Source organism: Yoonia sp. 2307UL14-13 (assembly GCF_037572755.1).
Lineage (GTDB): Bacteria > Pseudomonadota > Alphaproteobacteria > Rhodobacterales > Rhodobacteraceae > Yoonia.
The window spans coordinates 275,328-294,519 of the sequence record NZ_JBBIFZ010000003.1 but is presented as its reverse complement, the minus strand read 5'-3'; the positions used below and the strand labels follow the sequence as shown (position 1 = coordinate 294,519).

The following is a 19,192-nucleotide window of genomic DNA, read 5'->3' as shown; positions in this document are numbered from 1 at the left end:
GAAGGCAACAGGCGGCCAAAGCCGTGAGTATGGAGAATGACATGAAAAAGCTGATCTTTGCGGCGATGCTCGCGTTGCCGACGCTGACGTTTGCGCATGAATACAAGGCCGGTGATCTGATGATCGATCATCCGGTATCATTTGAAACAGCCGCGACGGCACGCGCCGGTGCAGGTTACATGACCATCACCAATAACGGTGACGCTGACGATGTCTTATTGCGGGCCGAGGCCGACTTTCCGCGCGTGGAGCTGCATGAAACAGTGACCGAAGACGGTGTCGCAACGATGCAGAAGCAGGAAAACGTCGTGCTGCCGGCCGGCGAAAGCGTGCGTTTTGAACCAGGCGGAAAACACGTGATGTTCATGGGGCTCAGCGATCCGTTCGAAGCGGGCCAAGAGATCAACGTGAAGCTGGTGTTCGAGAATGCGGGTGAGGTCGACGTAATCTTCAACGTCGAGGCCCGCGACGGCGAAAAGGTGGATCACAGCGGTCACTAAGACCCGCCGCGATCCTCTTCATTGTCGCGGCTGAGAAGGTCGAATTTACGCAGTTTGACATAAAGCGATTGCCGCGACAGGCCCAGCATTTCGGCGGCGGCGACGCGGTTGTTCATCGTCAATTCGACCGCCGTTTCGATGCACATCTTTTCGACCACGTTGGTGGTTTCGGCCACAATATCCTTGAGTGTCGCACTGCCGACAAGCTCGACTACCGAACGCATGCTTTCATCGGACGTTGGCCGTGCGAGGTTGCGGCTGGTGTCAGCGTGATTGGTGTTGCGAATGACGAATGCAAAGACGGTCTTGGTTCCGGCATGCAGCCGCGTGACGGAAACTTCGACCGGGCGGGGGCTGCCGTATTCACCGGCGATCTTGGTGGCGTAGATACGCATGCGGCCCGCACGGCTTGCGTTCTCCATCATCACTTTCAGGTCCACGCTGCCGCGCTGCAGGTAGTCGGATAGGCTGCGGCCACGCACATTGGCGTCGTGGGCGATGTCGACAAGGCCAAGGAAGGCATCATTGGTCGACAGCACGTCACCTGCATCAGAGGTAAACACGATTGCCTCGGGTCCGCCCAGGTAGAGCGCACGCAGGTTTCGAGACAGATCATCCTGCTGGCTATCAGTGTCGTCACTGGCAGCGATACGGCAAAGAATCACACGTTCACCCGCGGCACGGAATAGCGTGGGTGAGACCGTCACCTGCCGACCGGAGCCACGTTGGCGCACGGTTTCGACGCTGTCATGGTGCGACATGGCCTGGCTGGCCAGCGCATCGATCAGATCGCCACGCTTGCGGGTCTCGAAACAGCCGGAAAACTGTTCGCCGATCAGTCGTTCGCGCGGTTGATCGAGCAGGGCGGCAGCGGCCGGGTTCACCTCGGTCATCTGACCGGTTTGCACAGAGACGAAAACCACCGCCTCCGACATGCTGTCCATCAATACCCGAAAGCGCGTATCGTATTCGCGCTGGACCTCGTAATCGCGTTCCAGTGCCATTTGCGCCTTGACCAGCTGTTGCTGCATCTCGGCCACCGGGCGCAGATCGCGACCAAGCATGAGGATGGCACCGTCCGGGCCGATCCGGTGAAAGCTGTAGCGCACCGGAAATTCCCAGTTTTTGCTGTCATCGGTGTGGTTGAGCTCGACCGGGCGTGCGGCGCTTGGCGTGTCCAGGAAAGTTTCGAGCCGACTGTCGAATTTTGAAACGCTTTCGATCGTCAGCACATGGCGGATATCACGCTTTTCCCAATGTTCCAGCTTTTGAAAGGCGCTGTTGGTCGGGCTGACGAGAATGGACAAGATTTTGCCCGTCTCGTCGATGACGATGGCCAGATCGGCGACTTCGGCGATGATATCGCCAAGGATCTCCGGGGCGATCAGCGGGATGGCCCCGCTGTTCCAGTATTTTGTCCCACGGGAAGTCACGGCCAAACTGCCTGTGCTGGGACCGATTCCATCGGTCAAGTCCTGTTCAGGGCGGTGGCGCTGTTGCGAGGCTTTGTCGTCAGATCGCAAAACTCGATCGCCTCGTCCAAATGTCCTGTCGCATAGTCAGCGCCTGTCAATCGCATCACATCATTAACCGCATGAACATCCAACACAGTTCCGCCGATAACAACAGGTGGTGGCCGATCCATTACAGTCTTTACAGCATCTGCGATCAGTCGCAGCGATTCAAGGGCCTCGCCCCGTGAGGCAGACACAAATACGGCATCGTAACGGGTTCGATGGACACGATCGGCGACCTCTTTCGGGTGCGCATTCAGCATCAAACGTACCGACAAGCCACGGCGGCGCAACTGCCCTGCAAGGACAACCGCGCCAAGCGTATGATGCACGTCGCGAGGTACCACCAAAAGAATAGATGCAGCGCACGGGTCGGCAGAGCGATCACTGGCCCATTCCGGCCCAAGCTGGCGCAACATGGCCTGCAGGCGTGAGACGCCGATCGTCACCTGCGCAAAGCCCAATTCATCGGCGCACCACTGATCACCCATACGCCGCGCCAATGCCGGGATATAGTAGTCGGCCATATCTTCGCGCGACAGACCACCGTTCAGAGCGTTGATCAAGTATGCGATACACTCCTCCCGGTCGGCGCTTAGCGCGGCTCGGTGCAATTCCTCGAACAGGGTCGGGTCCACGCGATCACGATCAGGGTCATCCACGATCCTGGTCGCAGATTGCACCGCTTTTTCCCGTAGCGCGCCTTGCGGCGCTTGGGCATCTATGATCCGCCGGTCCGGCATCTCGTATCCCTTCGCTGAATTCGCGCGTGAACACCAGAGAATACAGCCTGATAACACATTGTCTGCTGCGAGGCCCTGAATGTCAAAGTAAATTGACATATTGACCCGATACATCAAGTTCAAATTGATTAAATATCTGTTTTTTATGTATTTATATCAAGATTGACCCAGGGCATGCCTTGCGCATCCACGAGATATCAAAGTGTAAGTTAAAGTTGACACACCCCCTAAATGACACCTAGTCTGGACATGTGGGACTGTCAGGGGTCATTTACATGTCGATGATGCAGACGGAGTCGGCCACCGCAACGGTGGTCAATCGACCGACCGTAAGACGGCTGTATTCCGATGCCGAGCGTGCCCGGCGTGACGCCACCAAATGGACCGTCGTACAGGGCATCCTTGCCCCTCTTCAATTCGCTGTTTTCCTGATCTCTTTGGCGCTGGTCTTGCGTTATCTTTGGACCGGCCTTGGGTACGACGCTGCAACGGCGTCGATCGTGGTGAAAACGGCCATTCTGCTGGTCATCATGGTCACCGGGGCGATCTGGGAAAAAGTGGTCTTTGGACAATATCTTTTTGCACCGGCCTTCTTTTGGGAAGACGTGTTCAGCTTTGCGGTTATCGCATTGCATTTATTGTATGTTTTCGCCCTACTGACAGATGCGTTACAGCCAGCCGGGCTAATGTATTTGGCGCTGGCCGCCTACGCCGCCTACGTCGTCAACGCCGCCCAATTCGTGTGGAAATTACGCATGGCCCGACTGGATGCGGAGGGTCGCACATGAACGCCCCGCTACCCCCCACAAATGGCGGCTGCCGCAGTGCGCCGGTTCTGAAAGAACGGGGCCAGCGCGAGGTGTTTTGTGGCCTGACCGGGATCATCTGGTTGCACCGCAAAATGCAGGACGCATTTTTCCTTGTCGTCGGGTCCCGCACATGTGCCCATCTGCTGCAATCGGCAGCTGGCGTCATGATCTTTGCCGAACCGCGATTCGGGACTGCGATTCTGGAAGAATCAGATTTGGCCGGTTTGGCTGATGCCCATGAAGAATTGGACCGTGAGGTTGCCCGGCTGTTGGAGCGACGCCCAGACATTCGGCAGCTATTCCTTGTGGGGTCGTGTCCTTCCGAGGTGATCAAGATCGATCTGGCGCGCGCGGCGAAGCGTTTGTCACAGGTCCACGCCCCGCATGTGCGCGTCCTGAATTATTCCGGTTCCGGGATCGAAACGACCTTTACCCAAGGCGAGGATGCCTGCCTCGCGTCGATGGTGCCGGTATTGAAGGACACGACCGCGCGCGAATTGCTGGTCGTCGGTGCCCTGCCGGATGTGGTCGAGGATCAGATGCTTGGGCTGTTGGAAGAGCTTGGCGTCGGTCCCGTGCGCCTGCTGCCCGCCCGGCGTATCGATGAGACGACCGCCGTTGGGCCGAACACGGTGTTTGCGCTGACCCAGCCATTTCTGGGCGATACCCATGCGGCGCTGGAACGGCGCGGTGCCCGACACCTGCCAGCACCATTCCCGTTTGGCGACGAGGGGACGACGGCGTGGTTGCGGGCGATTGCAGCTGAATTTGGCGTGAGCGAAGAGCGGTTCGAAGCTGTAACCGCCGCGCCCCGTGCCCGTGCGCGAAAGGCGATCGCGCAGGCGGCTGAGGCGCTGAACGGCAAGTCGGTATTCTTTTTCCCCGATAGCCAGTTGGAGATTCCGCTGGCCCGGTTCCTGACGCGGGAATGTGGGATGAGCGCAGTGGAGGTGGGTAGCCCCTATATACATGACGCCTTGCACGGCCCTGATCTGGACCTGCTGCCCGCCGGACCGCAGATTTCCGAAGGGCAGGATGTAGACAAACAGCTTGCCCGCGCCCGGGCTGCGCGCGCTGACCTGACGGTTTGCGGTCTTGGTCTGGCCAATCCTTTAGAGGCTGAGGGTCTGTCGACCAAGTGGGCCATCGAGTTGGTTTTCACACCTGTGCATTTCTACGAACAGGCGGGTGACTTGGCCGGGCTGTTCTCGCGTCCGTTGCGGCGGAAGGCGGTGCTGCAGATGGAGGCCGCTGAATGAAGCTGACGGTGTGGACATATGAAGGCCCACCGCATGTCGGCGCTATGCGCGTTGCGACGGCCATGAAGGGTTTGCATTACGTGCTGCACGCGCCGCAAGGCGACACTTACGCGGACCTTCTGTTCACGATGATCGAACGCCGCGATCATCGCCCGCCCGTCACCTACACGACGTTTCAGGCACGCGATCTGGGGTCGGATACAGCAACGTTGTTCAAGGATGCCTGCCGCGATGCGGTGGAGCGGTTCGACCCGCAGGCGATCATCGTCGGCGCGTCCTGTACCGCAGAGTTGATCCAGGATGATCCGGCAGGTCTGGCCGAAACGATGGGCCTTGATATCCCCGTCATCCCGCTGGAATTGCCCAGCTATCAGCGCAAAGAGAATTTCGGCGCCGACGAGACGTTTTACCAGATCGTGAAGCATCTCGCCCGGCCGCAGGAACGGACGGCGCGGGTGACCTGTAATATTCTCGGGCCGACAGCTTTGGGCTTTCGTGCGCGCGATGATGTGGAAGAGATCACCGGGTTGTTGTCCGAGATGGGGATCGACGTGAATGTCGTGGCGCCCCTGAACGCCACGCCCGCCGACATTGCCCGCCTGCCCGCTGCGCATTTCAACGTGCTTTTGTCGCCCGAGACGGGCGAGACCGCCGCGCGTTGGCTGGAGCGGACATATGACCAGCCGTTCACCAAGGTGGTCCCGATTGGTGTTGGCGCGACCCGCGATTTCATTGCCGAGGTCGCCAAGATCACCGGTCTGGCGGGCCGTCCGGACGAAAGCCGGTTGCGCCTTCCGTGGTGGTCGCGGTCGGTCGACAGTACCTACCTGACGGGCAAGCGTGTGTTCATCTTTGGCGACGGCACCCATGTCGCTGCCCATGCCCGCATCGCGCGGGACGAGATGGGGTTCGAGGTGGTGGGCCTCGGCTGCTACAACCGCGAGATGGCGCGGCCTATCAGGGCGCTGGCCAAGGAATACGGCGTCGAGGCGCTGATCACGGACGATTACCTCGAGGTCGAGGCGGCGATTGAGCGGCTGTCGCCCGAGATGATCCTCGGCACGCAGATGGAGCGCCATATCGGCAAGCGGTTGGGCATTCCTTGCGCCGTGATCTCGGCGCCGGTGCATGTGCAGGATTATCCAGCACGCTATTCGCCGCAGGTCGGGTTTGAGGGTGCGAATGTCATCTTTGACACGCTGATCCATCCGCTTGTCATGGGGTTGGAAGAACATCTGCTGACGATGTTCCGCGATGATTTTGAGTTTCATGATGCAGCTGGTCCAAGCCATCACGGCGGGCATAGCCCGTTGCCGGCCGAGGATGCCTCCGGCGGGAGTATTTCTGGCAAGATGATAGAGCCGGTGCCGGACAATGTGATCTGGCTGTCGGATGCGGAGCGGGAGTTGAAAAAGATTCCGTTCTTCGTGCGCGGCAAGGCGCGGCGGAATACCGAGACGTTTGCGGTCGAACGCGGGCTGCACGAGATCAGCCTGGACACCCTCTATGAGGCAAAGGCCCATTATGCGCGATGAGGTGATCCATAGACCTTACCGCGTGGTAATCGTCACGCTGGATGCCCATGCGGCAGGACCGTGCATGCGGGTGACGGATCGGCTGACCGCTGACTTTCCGGGGTTGGAGGTGCAGGTGCTCTCCTCCGCCGAATGGGGCGAGTGCCCGGATGCCTTGGCCGCGGCGAAGGATGCGATTTCCGAGGGCGATATCGTCATCGCGAACCTGTTGTTCCTCGAGGAGCATATCCGCGCGATCATGCCCGCGCTTGAGGCCCGCCGCGATCACTGCGATGCGATGATCGGGATCATCGCCGATGCCGCTGTCGTCAAGCTGACCCGTATGGGCGATCTGGACATGGGCAAGCCCGCCAGCGGCGCCATGGCCTTGCTGAAAAAGCTGCGCGGGTCGTCCAAGCCGTCGACCGAGAACGGTGCGAAGAAGATGCGCATGCTGCGTCGGTTGCCGAAGATCCTCAAGCTGATCCCCGGCAAGGCGCAGGATCTGCGCGCCTGGTTCCTGTCGATGCAATATTGGCTGGGCGGGTCGGACGACAATGTCGAACAGATGATCCGGTTCCTGATCGGGCGCTATGCCAACCGCCCTGATTGGCGCGGGGCAAAGGCAGACGCGCCGATCGAATATCCGGATGTGGGACTTTATCATCCTGATTTACCCGGACACCGTATCACGACGGATCTGGCGGATTTGCCTGCGCCTGACGCACCGGTGGCGACGGTGGGCGTGCTGATGCTGCGGTCTTACGTTCTCGCGTCGGATTGCGCCCATTACGATGCAGTCATCCGCGCGTTCGAGGCGAAGGGTATGCGCGTCATCCCGGCCTTTGCGGGTGGTCTTGATGGCCAGCCTGCGGTTGAGGCCTATTTCCAGGATCAGGTCGATGCGATGGTGTCGCTGACCGGGTTTTCGCTGATCGGCGGCCCGGCCTATAATGACAGCGACAAAGCGATTGCGCTGCTGGAGCGGTTGGATGTGCCTTACATCGCCGCGCAGCCACTGGAATTTCAGACGATTGAACAATGGGAGGCCAGCGCGCAGGGGCTTGGTCCGATCGAGACGACGATGCTGGTCGCTTTGCCTGAGTTGGATGGCGCGACGAACCCGACTGTGTTTGCCGGGCGGCATGGGCAGGACTCGGCCATGGCGTCGAACTGCAAGGCGATGGCGCCTTGTGAGGAACGGGTGGCGGTGCTGGCGGAGAAGACGCTGCGCCTCGCCACGCTGCGTCGGAAGCGGAATATCGAGAAGAAGGTGGGGATCGTTCTATTTGGCTTTCCCCCAAATGCGGGGGCAGTGGGCACTGCAGCTTATCTGAGTGTCTTCGAGAGCTTGCATAACACGCTGACGCGCATGAAGGCGGATGGCTATACGCTGGATGTGCCCGAGACGGTCGATGATTTGCGCGCGATGATCCTGCAGGGCAATGCCGCGCAATATGGTCAGCAAGCCAATGTCGCCGCACATGTGGATGCCGATACGATTGTACGCACTTCCAAGCATCTGGCGGAGGTTGAGGCCGTTTGGGGGCCTGCACCCGGTAAGCACCAGACGGACGGGCGCGGTGTTTATGTGCTGGGGCACCAGTTCGGGAATGTGTTCGTTGGGGTCCAACCGGCCTTTGGCTATGAAGGCGATCCTATGCGGTTGCTGTTCGAGCGTGGCTTTGCGCCGACCCATGCTTTTGTCACCTTCTATGATTGGCTGCGCGATACCTATCAGGCTGATGTGCTGCTGCATTTCGGGATGCATGGCGCGCTGGAATTCATGCCCGGGAAACAGGCCGGGTTGGGGGCAAAGGATTGGCCCGATCGGCTGATTGGCGAGATGCCCAACGTGTATCTGTATGCCGCCAATAACCCGTCCGAAGCGACATTGGCGAAGCGTCGTGCGAACGCTGTGACCGTGACGCATCTGACGCCGCCGTTGACGACGGCCGGTTTGTATAAGGGGCTGGCCGAGTTGAAGGACAGTCTGACCCGCTGGAGAGAGACACCGGAGGGTGACGATCAGCGGGCTGATCTGGAACAGTTGATCCGCGATCAGGCGAACGCGGTTGATATGAACGCCCGCGATATCGATGCGCTATGGCTGAAGCTGGCCGAGACCGAAGGCGCGCTGATTACCGAAGGGCTTCACGTGGTTGGACAACCGCTATCGGCGGCGGCGCGGGCGGATATGCTGCGGTTGATGCCGGAAGGTGAGGCGCGGGATCGCGCGGCGAAACTACTGTGCAAGGATCACGAATTGCCTGCGCTGATGCGGGCGCTTTCGGGGCATTATATCGCACCAGTCCCCGGCGGCGATCTGATCCGATCGCCCGAGATTGTGCCGACGGGCCGTAATATCCATGCCTTTGATCCATTCCGGATGCCGACAGCCTTTGCGATGGCAGAGGGGGCGAAGCAGGCCGATTTGCTGCTGGAAACGCACAAGGCGCTGCCGCGCACCGTGGCTTTGGTGTTGTGGGGATCGGACAACATCAAATCGGATGGTGGACCCATTGGGCAGGCTTTGGCGCTGATGGGCGCCGTGCCGCGCTTTGACAGTTTTGGGCGGTTGTCAGGGGCTGATCTGATCCCGCTGTCGCGGCTGGGACGGCCCCGGATTGATGTGGTGATGACCTTGTCCGGCATTTTCCGCGATTTATTGCCCCTGCAGACTCGCATGCTGGCCGAGGCCGCATTGAAATGTGCGCAGGCTGATGAGCCGCTGGAGCAGAATTTCGTTCGCGCGCATGCGTTGGCCTATGCCGATGACATGGGCTGTGATCTGGAGACGGCGGCCTTGCGGGTGTTTTCGAATGCCGAAGGTGCCTATGGGTCGAACGTGAACCAGCTGGTCGATAGCTCGGCCTTTGGTGACGAGGATGAACTGGCCGATGCCTATGAGGCACGGAAGTCGTTTGCTTATGGGGTAAACGGCAAAGCAGCGCAGAACCCGGCATTGCTGCAGAAGGCGCTGAAGGATGTCGATCTGGCCTATCAGAATTTGGAATCTGTCGAATTGGGGGTCACGACGGTGGACCACTATTTTGACACGCTGGGCGGGATTTCGCGGGCGGTGAAACGGGCCAAGGGATCGGCGGCGCCGGTCTATATCGGGGATCAGACACGGGGGTCGGCGAAGGTGCGGACCTTGCAGGATCAGGTGGCGTTGGAGACCCGGTCGCGGAGTTTGAACCCCAAGTTTTACGAGGCGTTGCTGAACCACGGCCATGAGGGCGTGCGCCAGATTGAGGCGCATGTGACCAATACGATGGGCTGGTCGGCGACGACTGGTGAGGTGGAGCCGTGGGTGTATCAACGCCTGTCCGAAACGTTCGTGCTGGATGATGCGATGCGCGAGCGGTTGGCAGCGTTGAACCCGAAGGCGTCGATGCGGATGGCGAACCGTCTGCTGGAAGCGTCGGATCGTGACTATTGGGCGCCGGATGAGGCGACGTTGGCGGCGCTGCAGGATGCGGCGGATGCGCTCGAAGATCGGATGGAAGGAGTGGCTGCGGAATGACGTGTTTTGCAAACACTTGCGCCTGCGGTGGGCGTCGGCTTGGGGGCCAGCCCCCAAACCCCCGCGGTATTTTTGAACAAAAGAAGATAAAGCAGGAAGGAGGCTCGGTATGAGCCCCAAGGATAATGTGCCTGATCTCAAAGGGTTGGATGGTGAAGGATCGGTTCAGGTCCATCAGCCAGATGATGCCAAGATTGAAGGGGCGAAGGTTTTTTCCGTTTATGGCAAGGGTGGGATCGGGAAATCGACGACCTCTTCCAACCTGTCGGCGGCGTTTTCGATGCTCGGAAAACGTGTGTTGCAGATCGGGTGTGACCCTAAGCATGACTCGACGTTTACGCTGACTGGGAGCCTTGTGCCGACCGTGATTGATATCTTGAAGGAGGTTGATTTTCACGCTGAAGAGTTGCGGCCTGAGGACTTTATATTTGAAGGCTTCAATGGCGTGAAATGTGTGGAGGCGGGTGGACCGCCTGCCGGCACCGGTTGTGGTGGTTATGTCGTTGGCCAGACAGTCAAATTGCTCAAGCAGCATCACCTGCTGGAAGACACGGATGTGGTGATTTTTGATGTGCTGGGCGATGTCGTTTGCGGTGGGTTTGCGGCCCCTTTGCAACATGCGGATCGGGCGTTGATCGTCACTGCAAATGACTTTGACAGCATCTATGCGATGAACCGGATTATTGCGGCGGTTCAGGCGAAATCGAACAACTATAAGGTGCGCTTGGCGGGTTGTGTGGCGAACCGCAGCCGCGAGACGGATGAAGTGGATCGGTATTGCAAGACGGTCGGGTTCAACCGCATTGCGCATATGCCTGATCTGGATGCGATCCGCCGTAGTCGTTTGAAAAAGAAGACTCTTTTCGAGATGGATGATGAAGAGGACATCGTTCAGGTCCGCAAGGAATATATCCGGCTGGCCGAGACACTTTGGAACGGGACGGAACCGTTGGCGCCTGCGCCGCTGCCGGATCGTGAGATCTTTGAATTGTTGGGGTTTGACTGATGCACCAGGTGTACACACAGCGTACACACACTGTGCGCACGTTTGTGCAGGAGGTCCCGGATCAGGTCCGGGACTGCGGTGGTTCGTGATGAGCAGCTACGCCGCCACACGTGACCGGGTCGAGGAATATTTCGACCGCTCTGCGACCAGAGTTTGGGAGCGCCTGACGTCGGATGCGCCCGTTTCGGGCATCCGTGCAACGGTGCGTGCGGGTCGGGATCGGATGCGTGATTTGATGCTGGCGCAACTGCCGTCTGATCTGCGCGGGGCGCGGGTGTTGGATGCGGGTTGCGGCACCGGAGCGATGGCGGTGGAACTGGCCATACGCGGGGCGGATGTCGTCGCTGTCGATATCTCGCCTGCCTTGATCGGGATTGCGCGGGAACGGATGCCAACGGACCTGGCCGGTCGGATCGACTGGGTTGCGGGCGATATGCTCGACGCCACGTCGGGCGGGTTTGACCATGCGGTCGCGATGGATTCATTGATTTATTACAGCGCGCCGGATGTCGCCGCGTTGCTTGGTCGTGCGGCTGAACGGGTGAACGGCAAGTTTGTCTTTACCTTGCCCCCGCGCACACCGGCGCTGATGGCGATGTGGCGGATGGGCAAGATGTTCCCGCGCAGCGATCGCAGCCCGATCATGGTGCCGCAGAACGCGCTGGATGTGGCCCATTCCTTGCGGGCGGCGAATATCCCGGGTGCGTTGTCCGAGATCGAGCGGGTGAAGTCGGGTTTCTATATCTCGACCGCGATGGTGTTCGAAGGAGGGGTGGCATGATCTTCCGCGCCTCGTCCTTGAAAAGCGTTTCGGTTCGGCTGCTGCCCTTTGGCGATGCGGTGAGTGATCAGCTGCCATTGGGGCAGCTTTTGCGCCTGTCGCTGTTTCAGGTCTCGGTCGGTATGGCGGCGGTGATGCTGCTGGGGACGCTCAACCGCGTGATGATCGTGGAACTGAATATCGGCGCGATGCTGGTCGCGGCGATGATCGCCATTCCGGTGTTGGTGGCGCCGTTCCGGGCCTTGGTCGGCTTCAAATCGGACAATTACAAATCGGCGATTGGCTGGAAACGCATTCCGTATCTGTGGTTCGGGACGATGTGGCAGTTTGGTGGCTTGGCGATCATGCCGATGGCTTTGCTCGTGTTGTCCGGTGACCGGACGATCGATGCGCCTTGGGCAGGGTATCTGGGCGCCGGGCTGGCGTTTCTGATGACCGGGATCGGGATGCATATGACCCAGACAGCCGGTCTGGCGCTGGCTGCTGATCGCGCAACCGATGAGACACGGCCGAAGGTCGTGGCCCTTCTGTATGTGATGCATCTGGTCGGGATGGCGGTTGCGGCGTTGATCATTGGCGCGCTATTGCGCGACTACTCGGCGCTGCGGTTGGTGCAGGTGGTGCAGGGCACGGCTGTTGTGACGCTGCTGCTGAACCTGATCGCGCTGTGGAAACAGGAAAAGGTCCGTCCGATGTCGAGGGCGGAGCGCGCAGCGGCGAGCCCCACCTTCCGCGACGCCTGGAACGATCTGGCGAGCGGCGGCGATGCGGGCCGTTTGCTTGCGGTAGTCTTTATCGGGACCATGGCGTTCAACATGCAGGACGTGTTGCTGGAGCCTTATGGCGGCGAAATCCTAGGCCTTTCCGTGTCGGCCACAACCCTGCTGACGGCCATGTGGGCGGTCGGTGCACTGGTAGGCTTTGCCATGGCCGCGCGCTGGCTGGCGAAGGGGATCGACCCTTACCGCATGTGCGCCCGGGGTATTCTGGCCGGGGTTGCGGCATTTTGCGCCGTGATCTTTTCCGCGCCGATGGCGTCGCCTGTCTTGTTCTATATCGGTGCCGCACTGATCGGCTTTGGCGGTGGTCTGTTCGGGGTGGGGACCCTGACGGCGGCCATGACCATGCCGACGCTGGGTGCAGCCGGTCGCGGCCTTGCGCTGGGCGCGTGGGGTGCGGCCCAAGCGACGGGCGCGGGCCTGTCTATCTTTATCGGGGGCACGATCCGTGACCTTGTGAACCATGCCGCTGGGAACGGCACTTTGGGAGAGGCGCTCGCCACGCCTGCCACCGGCTATTCGGTTGTTTATCACACCGAAATTGGCCTTCTTTTCATCACGCTGGTTGTCCTTGGTCCGCTTGTGCGGGCCATGGCCGTGCCAGACAGGAATGCCGGCAGGCTGGGATTGCCGGACTTCCCGACCTAACCACTGAAAGGACAACACAATGGTTGGTGTAGAATTTTTTGGAAACTTCGATCTGGCGAGCGCGGCGATCTGGCTTTTCTGGATCTTTTTCGCAGGCCTCGTCTACTACCTGCAGACCGAGAATATGCGCGAGGGCTATCCCCTGCGCGATGACAAGGATGATGTTCCCGCGAATGAAAGCCTGTGGCCATTGCCGAAGGAAAAGACGTTCAAGCTGCGCGATGGACGCGGTGAGTTGACCGTTCCGTCCAAAGACTATGAAGACAGCAAGATGCGCAAGGATCTGGCGCTGGCGCCGTCGGGTGCCGCGACCGGTTCGCCCTGGGTGCCGACGGGTGATCCGATGAAGGATGGTGTTGGCCCCGCGTCATGGGCGCCGCGCAAGGATCATCCTGAACTGGATGCGCATGGTCATGCCAAAATCAAACCGATGTCGTCCTTGGAGGATTTCAAGGTGTCGGCGGGCCGTGATCCGCGCGGCAAGGCCGTTGTCGGCGGTGATGGTGAGGTTGTGGGCCGTTGCACCGATATGTGGGTCGATGTGCCGGAACAGCTGGTGCGGTTTCTGACGGTCGATCTGAACCCGGAAGGGACCGGCAAGACCCGCCTGATCCCCATGAACATGGCCAAGATCGGCACGGACCGTGTGACCGTCAGGTCGCTTTACGCCCATAATTGGGACGGTGTGCCGACGATCAAGAAAACGGATGAGGTCACGCTTCTCGAGGAAGAGAAGATCATGGCCTACTACGCCGGCGGCACCATGTACGCCACACCCGAGCGGGAAGGCACCGTTCTTTGATATCGCCGCGGTCCCGGCTCGCCACCGGGGCTGCAACATCAGCAGAGGGAAGCTGCCATGAGCCACGATGATTTCAAGTTCGAACCGGTCCGGGGATTGCCCGAGGCCTTGCCCAAGGATGAGCATATTCTGTGGCAGGGTTCGCCCGATCCGCGCCGTCTGGCGCGCGACGCGTTGGGGCTGCGGTGGGTCGCCGGTTACTTTGCCTTGTTGTTCATGTGGCGCGTCGGTGCGTCGGCGGCGGATTATCCGTTCGGTGAGGCACTGCTGCATGGCTTGCCGTTTGTGGTATCGGGGCTTTTGGCCTGCGGGATCCTGTATGGGATTGCCTATGTGCAGGCCCGATCGACCGTTTACACACTGACCAATAAGCGTGTCGCGATGCGGATTGGGGCGGCGCTGACCATGACGTTGAACCTGCCTTATGTCTGCATCGGGACGGCCAAGCTGGACCTGAAACCTTCGGGTCACGGCACGCTGGCGTTTGAGCTGATCGGCGAAACCCGCCTGTCCTATCTGATGTCCTGGCCGCATGTGCGGCCCTGGCGCATGGCGCGGACCCAGCCCGCCCTGCGCTGCATCCCGGACGCCCAGACCGTCGCGCAGATTTTCGCAGAGGCCGCCGAAACCCGAATTTCCCAGCCCCAGGTCACGCGCGTCGATCATCATGACGGCGGTGCCGTCGCAGCGGAGTAAGCCCATGTCACTCGCAAAACAGATGCGGCATCGGGACAAGGAGATGGTTCCACGGATATTGGTGCAGGCGATGTTTGCGCTGATGCTTTCGACACTGGGTATCGTCGCCTATGCACAGTGGTTCGACGTGCCGAACCGGGGTGTACTGGTCGAGGCGCCTATCGTGCAATCGCGTGACATCGTGATGACCGGCAATCGTGAAGGGACCTACCAGGTGTTCGATACGGATGGCACGCTGATCGCGTCATCCTCGGACGCTTTGAACGGGTTTATCGGGGTGTTGGGCCGGTCCATCGCGCGGCAACGCGATATGCGCGGCCTGCCGCTGGATGCGCCGCTGCAGGTGGTGCGCCGCGACAACGATCATGTCGCGGTCATCGATCCAAGTACCGAAAAGGTATTCGAGTTGATTGGTTACGGAAAAGACAACGTGGCCGCATTCGCGCGGCTTTTGGACTGAAACCGCGCAGGGTTAGCCACCTTGCGCCTGAAATGTGAGAGGGAACGCACATGGGTTTATTGTTTCGAGAAAAGGAAACCGCGCCGTGTACGGTGACGATTTCCCACAGGTTCGAAGAATTGTCGGCGCATGTCCGGTTGGACAATGGCGCCGTCATCTACCCAGGAGACACCGTGCAGGTGCAGGGGCCAGAGATCATGGCGGCGTTCGGTGAGCTTGTCGAAGAAAAGCGTACCGCTGTGATCACGCGCGCAAGCAAGCTGGAACAGATGTGGACCCGTGCGACGGGTGATCTGGAATTCATGGAATTGTGTGAATTCTCATTCAGCGAAGAGGTGATGTCATGAACGTTCAGAACCCCACACATTCCGCCGATGCCAGCACGGTCGAAGAGGCGCTTACCGCTGGCAATTATGATCCGGTGATCGACAGCAAGATGGCCACTGATGTCGCCTTGCAGAACACGCTGCTGACGCCGCGGTTCTACACCACTGACTTTGACGAGATGGATGCGATCGACGTGACCCCCGTCAGAGAGGAATGGGACAAGCTGATCGCGGCGATGAAGGCCGACCCGAACAAGGGCCATTTCAAGAAGAACGAGGACTGGGACCACATCGACTGGGACGGGATGGAGCCGAAGCTGAAGGCGGAGTTCATCGACTTTCTGATCTCAAGCTGTACCGCCGAGTTTTCGGGTTGCGTTCTGTATAAGGAAATGAAGCGCCGTGGGTCCAATGCAGACATCACGACCCTGTTTCAGTTGATGGCGCGGGATGAGGCGCGGCATGCCGGGTTCATCAATGATGCGCTGCGTGAGGCGGGGATTGCGGTGAACCTTGGCTTTTTGACGCAAGCCAAAAAGTATACCTATTTCCGACCAAAGTTCATCTATTACGCCACCTACCTGTCGGAAAAGATCGGATATGCGCGTTACATCACGATCTATCGCCACCTGGAGAAGCACCCGGAGAAGCGGTTCCACCCGATTTTCAAGTGGTTCTGCGAATGGTGCAATGACGAGTTTTCGCATGGCGAGGCCTTTGCCCTGTTGATGAAGACCGATCCGAAACTGACCGAAACGCGGGTGAACAAGATGTGGATCAAGTTCTTCCTGACAGCGGTGTTTTCGACCATGTGGGTGCGGGATCATCAGCGCCCTGCCTTCCACGAGGCGCTGGGCGTTGATCCGGCATGGTATGGCCAGGAAGTGTTCCGCAAGACGTCGGACATTTCGCGTCAGGTCTTTCCGATGGTGCTGGATATCGATCACCCAAGGTGGGAGTCGACGCTGAACCGGATGGGTGCCGCCAATGTGCAGATTGCCGAGGGCAAGAAGCAGGGCGGTGTTGGTGGTTTCTTCAAGCGGATGGCGGGGTCGGCCAAGGCCGGGTTTGCGTTTATCTCGCTGATGACCATTCCGGTGAAGGGCAACGAAGTGCCTGACAGCCCGCGGCTGGAGCCCGCTTACTGATGGGGGTGTCGGTTTTCATAGCGAAAACCGGTGGAGGCGCTGCCTCCACACCTCCGGGATATTTTTGGCCAAAAGAGGAAGCATGACGTCACCCTGGATCGCAGCCTTGTTCGCCCTGTTCGTCTGGTGGTTTTCCACCGGGATGATCATGCTGGCCGTACGACGGGCGGACAGGCGCGGGGCGCATGGGACGACCTTGTTTGCAGGTGTGCCGATGCTGGTTCTGGGGGTATGGGCTGTTGCCGTGTCGCTGGCCGATACATCAGTGCTGGGCGTCTATCTGGGCTTTCTTGGTGCTTTGGCCATTTGGGGCTGGGTCGAACTGGCATTTCTGGCAGGGATTGTGACCGGGCCGATGCGCGAGGATTGCCCGCCCGGTCTGGCAGGCCACGCGCGGTTTTTCCGCGCCTTTGCGACGGTCGCCTATCATGAGCTGTTCCTCACGCTTGGGCTGTTGGGTCTGGTTCTGGCCTCGCAGGGGATGCCGAACCGCATGGCGGTGTCCACCTATCTGGTTCTGTTCCTGGCCCGTATCTTTGCAAAGCTGAACCTTTATTTCGGCGTGCCGCGTATCAATACCGAATTTGTCCCCGCACCGCTCACCCATCTGAAATCGTATTTTCGTCGTGGTCCGGTCACGCTGGCCTTTCCGATCGCGATTACGTTGCTGACCGCGATGCTGGCCGTTTGCGCCGAACGTTTGTGGTCGGCTGAGGCTGCAGCGACATCCGTCGGCTTTGCCTTGCTGACTGCACTGGCCGCGCTGGCCCTGCTTGAACACTGGCTGATGGTGGTGCCACTGCCTGATGCGAAACTCTGGCGCTGGATGCTTCCTGCGCCCAATACACTGCCCAACAAGGACGGACGACATGGACTTTGACATCCTCTTCAATGATCAGCTTGAGACCCTCAAGAGCGAAGGCAATTACCGATATTTTGCCGAGCTGGAGCGTAAATGCGGAAAGTTTCCGCGGGCGGCCAATCATGATGAACATGGGGTGCGCGATGTCACCGTATGGTGTTCGAACGATTATCTGGGGATGGGGCAGCATCCGAAGGTGATCGAAGCCATGTGCGAGGCGGTCGAGCGGACGGGGACAGGTGCAGGCGGGACCCGGAATATCTCGGGAACGAACCACGATCATTTGCTGCTGGAACGGGAATTGGCGGATTTGCACGGCAAGGAGGCCGCTCTCTTGTTCACCTCCGGTTACGTTTCCAACTGGGCCGCGTTGTCGACGCTGGGGTCACGCCTGAAAGATTGCGTGATCCTGTCGGACGCAGGCAATCATGCCAGCATGATCGAGGGCATTCGCCATTCCAAGGCGCAGAAGGTGATCTGGAAGCACAATGATGTGCATGATCTGGAAATGAAGCTGCGCGCCTTGCCTGCCGATGTGCCCAAGATCGTCGCGTTTGAGAGCGTCTATTCCATGGATGGCGATATCTGTCCCATGCGCGAGATCGTCGAGGTGGCCGAGAAATATGGTGCAATGACCTATCTGGATGAGGTCCATGCTGTCGGCATGTACGGCCCGCGTGGCGGAGGCGTGAGCGAGCGCGAAGGGCTGGCGGACCGGATCACGCTGATCGAGGGCACCTTGGGCAAGGCCTTTGGCGTCGTTGGCGGATACATTACCGGATCGGTCGCCTTGTGCGATTTCATCCGCAGCTTTGCTTCCGGGTTCATCTTTACGACGGCGTTGCCCCCGGCAGTGGCTGCGGCGGCGCGGACATCCATCGCTTATCTCAAGGAATCCGAGATGGAGCGTGCGCGCCAGCGGCGGCAGGTTGCCCGCCTGCGCGACGCGCTGGACCGCGAAGGCATTCCGCATATGCGCAATGACAGCCATATCGTGCCTGTTCTGATCAAGGACCCCGTCAAGACCCGCATGCTAGCCGATTATCTGATGCGCGAATGGGACATCTATGTGCAGCCGATCAATTACCCGACCGTGCCGAAGGGGACGGAGCGACTGCGGTTTACCCCGTCGCCGTTACATACGGATGCGGATATTGACCATCTTGTCAGTGCCTTAAGCGTGTTGTGGCGTCAATGCGCGCTGGCGCATGCAGTTGCATAATGCCGATCATGATGATTTTGAATCGAGGGGTGGACCCGGCCTGTGGGTGCATTATGTTGAGCATCGACTGGGGCAAACGGTCACCGGAAAAGGATCGAAAAGGAACACGATCATGAAAAAGTTTAATATCGCAGCGGCCTTCGCCGTGCTTGCCGCACCGGCTTTTGCAGATGGACATGTCTCGAGCCAGGGTGATGCTGCAGCTGGCGAAGAACAATTCAACCGTCAATGCGTGGCGTGTCACGTGGTGGCCGACGCCTCTGGTGAGGTCCTGGCCGGCCGTAATGCAAAGACCGGACCCAACCTTTATGGGATAGCCGGTCGTACGATCGGATCTGTGGAAGGGTTCCGCTATAGCGACTCTCTGACGGCGCTTGGTGAGGCCGAGACGCCTTGGACCGAGGAAGCGTTCGTGGGCTACGTACAGGACCCGACCGGTTGGTTGCGTGAGACGCTGGATGATCGCCGCGCCCGTGGCAAGATGGCCTATCAGGTACGTGAAGAGGCGCAAGCCTATGATCTGTACGCCTATCTTTCGACGTTTGCCGAAGAATAGTTTTGCATCGATTTTGATGAAAGGCCGCGGGTGATGAC

Annotated in this window: 18 protein-coding genes; 16 read left to right on the top strand and 2 right to left on the bottom strand. The window is 59.6% G+C overall.

Annotated features, from left to right (window positions below):
- The first annotated feature begins 41 nt into the window (after positions 1-41).
- Complete coding sequence (locus V8J85_RS10940; RefSeq protein WP_339953769.1) at positions 42-500, top strand: copper chaperone PCu(A)C; 459 nt, start codon at positions 42-44, stop codon at positions 498-500.
- Here V8J85_RS10940 and ppsR read toward each other — a convergent pair.
- Positions 497-1,933 (bottom strand): transcriptional regulator PpsR, encoded by a 1,437-nt coding sequence (ppsR, locus tag V8J85_RS10935; protein WP_339953848.1) that lies wholly within the window; start codon positions 1,931-1,933, stop codon positions 497-499. The two genes, V8J85_RS10940 and ppsR, sit on opposite strands and share 4 nt — an antisense overlap.
- Before the next feature lie 35 nt (positions 1,934-1,968).
- A complete protein-coding gene (locus V8J85_RS10930) occupies positions 1,969-2,856 on the bottom strand; it encodes a cobalamin B12-binding domain-containing protein (RefSeq protein ID WP_339953768.1) in 888 nt (295 codons plus the stop codon).
- 182 nt (positions 2,857-3,038) lie between these two features.
- Here V8J85_RS10930 and bchF point away from each other — a divergent pair, with 182 nt between their 5' ends.
- The 15 genes from bchF to V8J85_RS10855 all read left to right on the top strand — a co-directional run bounded on the left by bchF (position 3,039) and on the right by V8J85_RS10855 (position 19,154).
- Positions 3,039-3,545 carry a 2-vinyl bacteriochlorophyllide hydratase gene (bchF, locus tag V8J85_RS10925; protein ID WP_339953847.1) on the top strand — a complete coding sequence of 169 codons (507 nt, stop codon included), beginning with the start codon at positions 3,039-3,041 and terminating at the stop codon, positions 3,543-3,545.
- Entirely contained in the window at positions 3,542-4,825 is a 1,284-nt protein-coding gene (locus V8J85_RS10920) for a ferredoxin:protochlorophyllide reductase (ATP-dependent) subunit N (RefSeq protein WP_339953767.1), read from the top strand. Before bchF ends, V8J85_RS10920 begins: the two co-directional genes overlap by 4 nt.
- Positions 4,822-6,360 carry a ferredoxin:protochlorophyllide reductase (ATP-dependent) subunit B gene (bchB, locus tag V8J85_RS10915; protein WP_339953766.1) on the top strand — a complete coding sequence of 513 codons (1,539 nt, stop codon included), beginning with the start codon at positions 4,822-4,824 and terminating at the stop codon, positions 6,358-6,360. The genes V8J85_RS10920 and bchB overlap by 4 nt, the downstream gene beginning before the upstream one ends.
- Positions 6,350-9,868, top strand: coding sequence for a magnesium chelatase subunit H (locus tag V8J85_RS10910; RefSeq protein ID WP_339953846.1), 3,519 nt, complete (start codon positions 6,350-6,352; stop codon positions 9,866-9,868). Before bchB ends, V8J85_RS10910 begins: the two co-directional genes overlap by 11 nt.
- A gap of 109 nt (positions 9,869-9,977) precedes the next feature.
- The gene (gene bchL, locus V8J85_RS10905) at positions 9,978-10,874 is read left to right on the top strand and encodes a ferredoxin:protochlorophyllide reductase (ATP-dependent) iron-sulfur ATP-binding protein (RefSeq protein WP_339953765.1); all 897 of its coding nucleotides are present in this window, start codon (positions 9,978-9,980) and stop codon (positions 10,872-10,874) included.
- Between the two features lie 88 nt (positions 10,875-10,962).
- Entirely contained in the window at positions 10,963-11,655 is a 693-nt protein-coding gene (gene bchM, locus V8J85_RS10900) for a magnesium protoporphyrin IX methyltransferase (RefSeq protein ID WP_339953764.1), read from the top strand.
- A complete protein-coding gene (locus tag V8J85_RS10895; RefSeq protein WP_339953763.1) occupies positions 11,652-13,082 on the top strand; it encodes a PucC family protein in 1,431 nt (476 codons plus the stop codon). Before bchM ends, V8J85_RS10895 begins: the two co-directional genes overlap by 4 nt.
- A gap of 19 nt (positions 13,083-13,101) precedes the next feature.
- Positions 13,102-13,884 carry a photosynthetic reaction center subunit H gene (puhA, locus tag V8J85_RS10890; protein ID WP_339953762.1) on the top strand — a complete coding sequence of 261 codons (783 nt, stop codon included), beginning with the start codon at positions 13,102-13,104 and terminating at the stop codon, positions 13,882-13,884.
- Between the two features lie 57 nt (positions 13,885-13,941).
- Positions 13,942-14,580, top strand: coding sequence for a photosynthetic complex putative assembly protein PuhB (gene puhB, locus V8J85_RS10885; RefSeq protein WP_339953761.1), 639 nt, complete (start codon positions 13,942-13,944; stop codon positions 14,578-14,580).
- 4 nt (positions 14,581-14,584) lie between these two features.
- Positions 14,585-15,040: a photosynthetic complex assembly protein PuhC gene (gene puhC, locus V8J85_RS10880; RefSeq protein ID WP_339953760.1), complete on the top strand. Its 456-nt coding sequence runs from the start codon at positions 14,585-14,587 to the stop codon at positions 15,038-15,040.
- 50 nt (positions 15,041-15,090) lie between these two features.
- The gene (locus V8J85_RS10875) at positions 15,091-15,387 is read left to right on the top strand and encodes a hypothetical protein (protein ID WP_339953759.1); all 297 of its coding nucleotides are present in this window, start codon (positions 15,091-15,093) and stop codon (positions 15,385-15,387) included.
- Positions 15,384-16,514, top strand: a complete 1,131-nt coding sequence (acsF, locus tag V8J85_RS10870) for a magnesium-protoporphyrin IX monomethyl ester (oxidative) cyclase (protein ID WP_339953758.1) — start codon at positions 15,384-15,386, stop codon at positions 16,512-16,514. Before V8J85_RS10875 ends, acsF begins: the two co-directional genes overlap by 4 nt.
- 82 nt (positions 16,515-16,596) lie before the next feature.
- Complete coding sequence (gene puhE, locus V8J85_RS10865; RefSeq protein WP_339953757.1) at positions 16,597-17,394, top strand: putative photosynthetic complex assembly protein PuhE; 798 nt, start codon at positions 16,597-16,599, stop codon at positions 17,392-17,394.
- On the top strand, positions 17,384-18,598 hold the full coding sequence (hemA, locus tag V8J85_RS10860; RefSeq protein ID WP_339953756.1) for a 5-aminolevulinate synthase: 1,215 nt from the start codon (positions 17,384-17,386) through the stop codon (positions 18,596-18,598). The genes puhE and hemA overlap by 11 nt, the downstream gene beginning before the upstream one ends.
- A 112-nt stretch (positions 18,599-18,710) precedes the next feature.
- Positions 18,711-19,154 carry a c-type cytochrome gene (locus V8J85_RS10855; RefSeq protein ID WP_339953755.1) on the top strand — a complete coding sequence of 148 codons (444 nt, stop codon included), beginning with the start codon at positions 18,711-18,713 and terminating at the stop codon, positions 19,152-19,154.
- The last annotated feature ends 38 nt before the right edge of the window (positions 19,155-19,192 follow it).

What these genes read in the sequence shown, in the direction of transcription:
- V8J85_RS10940 (WP_339953769.1), top strand. Translation starts at nt 42, where the DNA reads ATGAAAAAGCTGATCTTTGCGGCGATGCTCGCGTTGCCGACGCTGACG.
- V8J85_RS10930 (WP_339953768.1), bottom strand. Translation starts at nt 2,856, where the DNA reads ATGTCAATTTACTTTGACATTCAGGGCCTCGCAGCAGACAATGTGTTA.
- bchF (WP_339953847.1), top strand. Translation starts at nt 3,039, where the DNA reads ATGATGCAGACGGAGTCGGCCACCGCAACGGTGGTCAATCGACCGACC.
- V8J85_RS10920 (WP_339953767.1), top strand. Translation starts at nt 3,542, where the DNA reads ATGAACGCCCCGCTACCCCCCACAAATGGCGGCTGCCGCAGTGCGCCG.
- bchB (WP_339953766.1), top strand. Translation starts at nt 4,822, where the DNA reads ATGAAGCTGACGGTGTGGACATATGAAGGCCCACCGCATGTCGGCGCT.
- V8J85_RS10910 (WP_339953846.1), top strand. Translation starts at nt 6,350, where the DNA reads ATGCGCGATGAGGTGATCCATAGACCTTACCGCGTGGTAATCGTCACG.
- bchL (WP_339953765.1), top strand. Translation starts at nt 9,978, where the DNA reads ATGAGCCCCAAGGATAATGTGCCTGATCTCAAAGGGTTGGATGGTGAA.
- bchM (WP_339953764.1), top strand. Translation starts at nt 10,963, where the DNA reads ATGAGCAGCTACGCCGCCACACGTGACCGGGTCGAGGAATATTTCGAC.
- V8J85_RS10895 (WP_339953763.1), top strand. Translation starts at nt 11,652, where the DNA reads ATGATCTTCCGCGCCTCGTCCTTGAAAAGCGTTTCGGTTCGGCTGCTG.
- puhA (WP_339953762.1), top strand. Translation starts at nt 13,102, where the DNA reads ATGGTTGGTGTAGAATTTTTTGGAAACTTCGATCTGGCGAGCGCGGCG.
- puhB (WP_339953761.1), top strand. Translation starts at nt 13,942, where the DNA reads ATGAGCCACGATGATTTCAAGTTCGAACCGGTCCGGGGATTGCCCGAG.
- puhC (WP_339953760.1), top strand. Translation starts at nt 14,585, where the DNA reads ATGTCACTCGCAAAACAGATGCGGCATCGGGACAAGGAGATGGTTCCA.
- V8J85_RS10875 (WP_339953759.1), top strand. Translation starts at nt 15,091, where the DNA reads ATGGGTTTATTGTTTCGAGAAAAGGAAACCGCGCCGTGTACGGTGACG.
- acsF (WP_339953758.1), top strand. Translation starts at nt 15,384, where the DNA reads ATGAACGTTCAGAACCCCACACATTCCGCCGATGCCAGCACGGTCGAA.
- puhE (WP_339953757.1), top strand. Translation starts at nt 16,597, where the DNA reads ATGACGTCACCCTGGATCGCAGCCTTGTTCGCCCTGTTCGTCTGGTGG.
- hemA (WP_339953756.1), top strand. Translation starts at nt 17,384, where the DNA reads ATGGACTTTGACATCCTCTTCAATGATCAGCTTGAGACCCTCAAGAGC.
- V8J85_RS10855 (WP_339953755.1), top strand. Translation starts at nt 18,711, where the DNA reads ATGAAAAAGTTTAATATCGCAGCGGCCTTCGCCGTGCTTGCCGCACCG.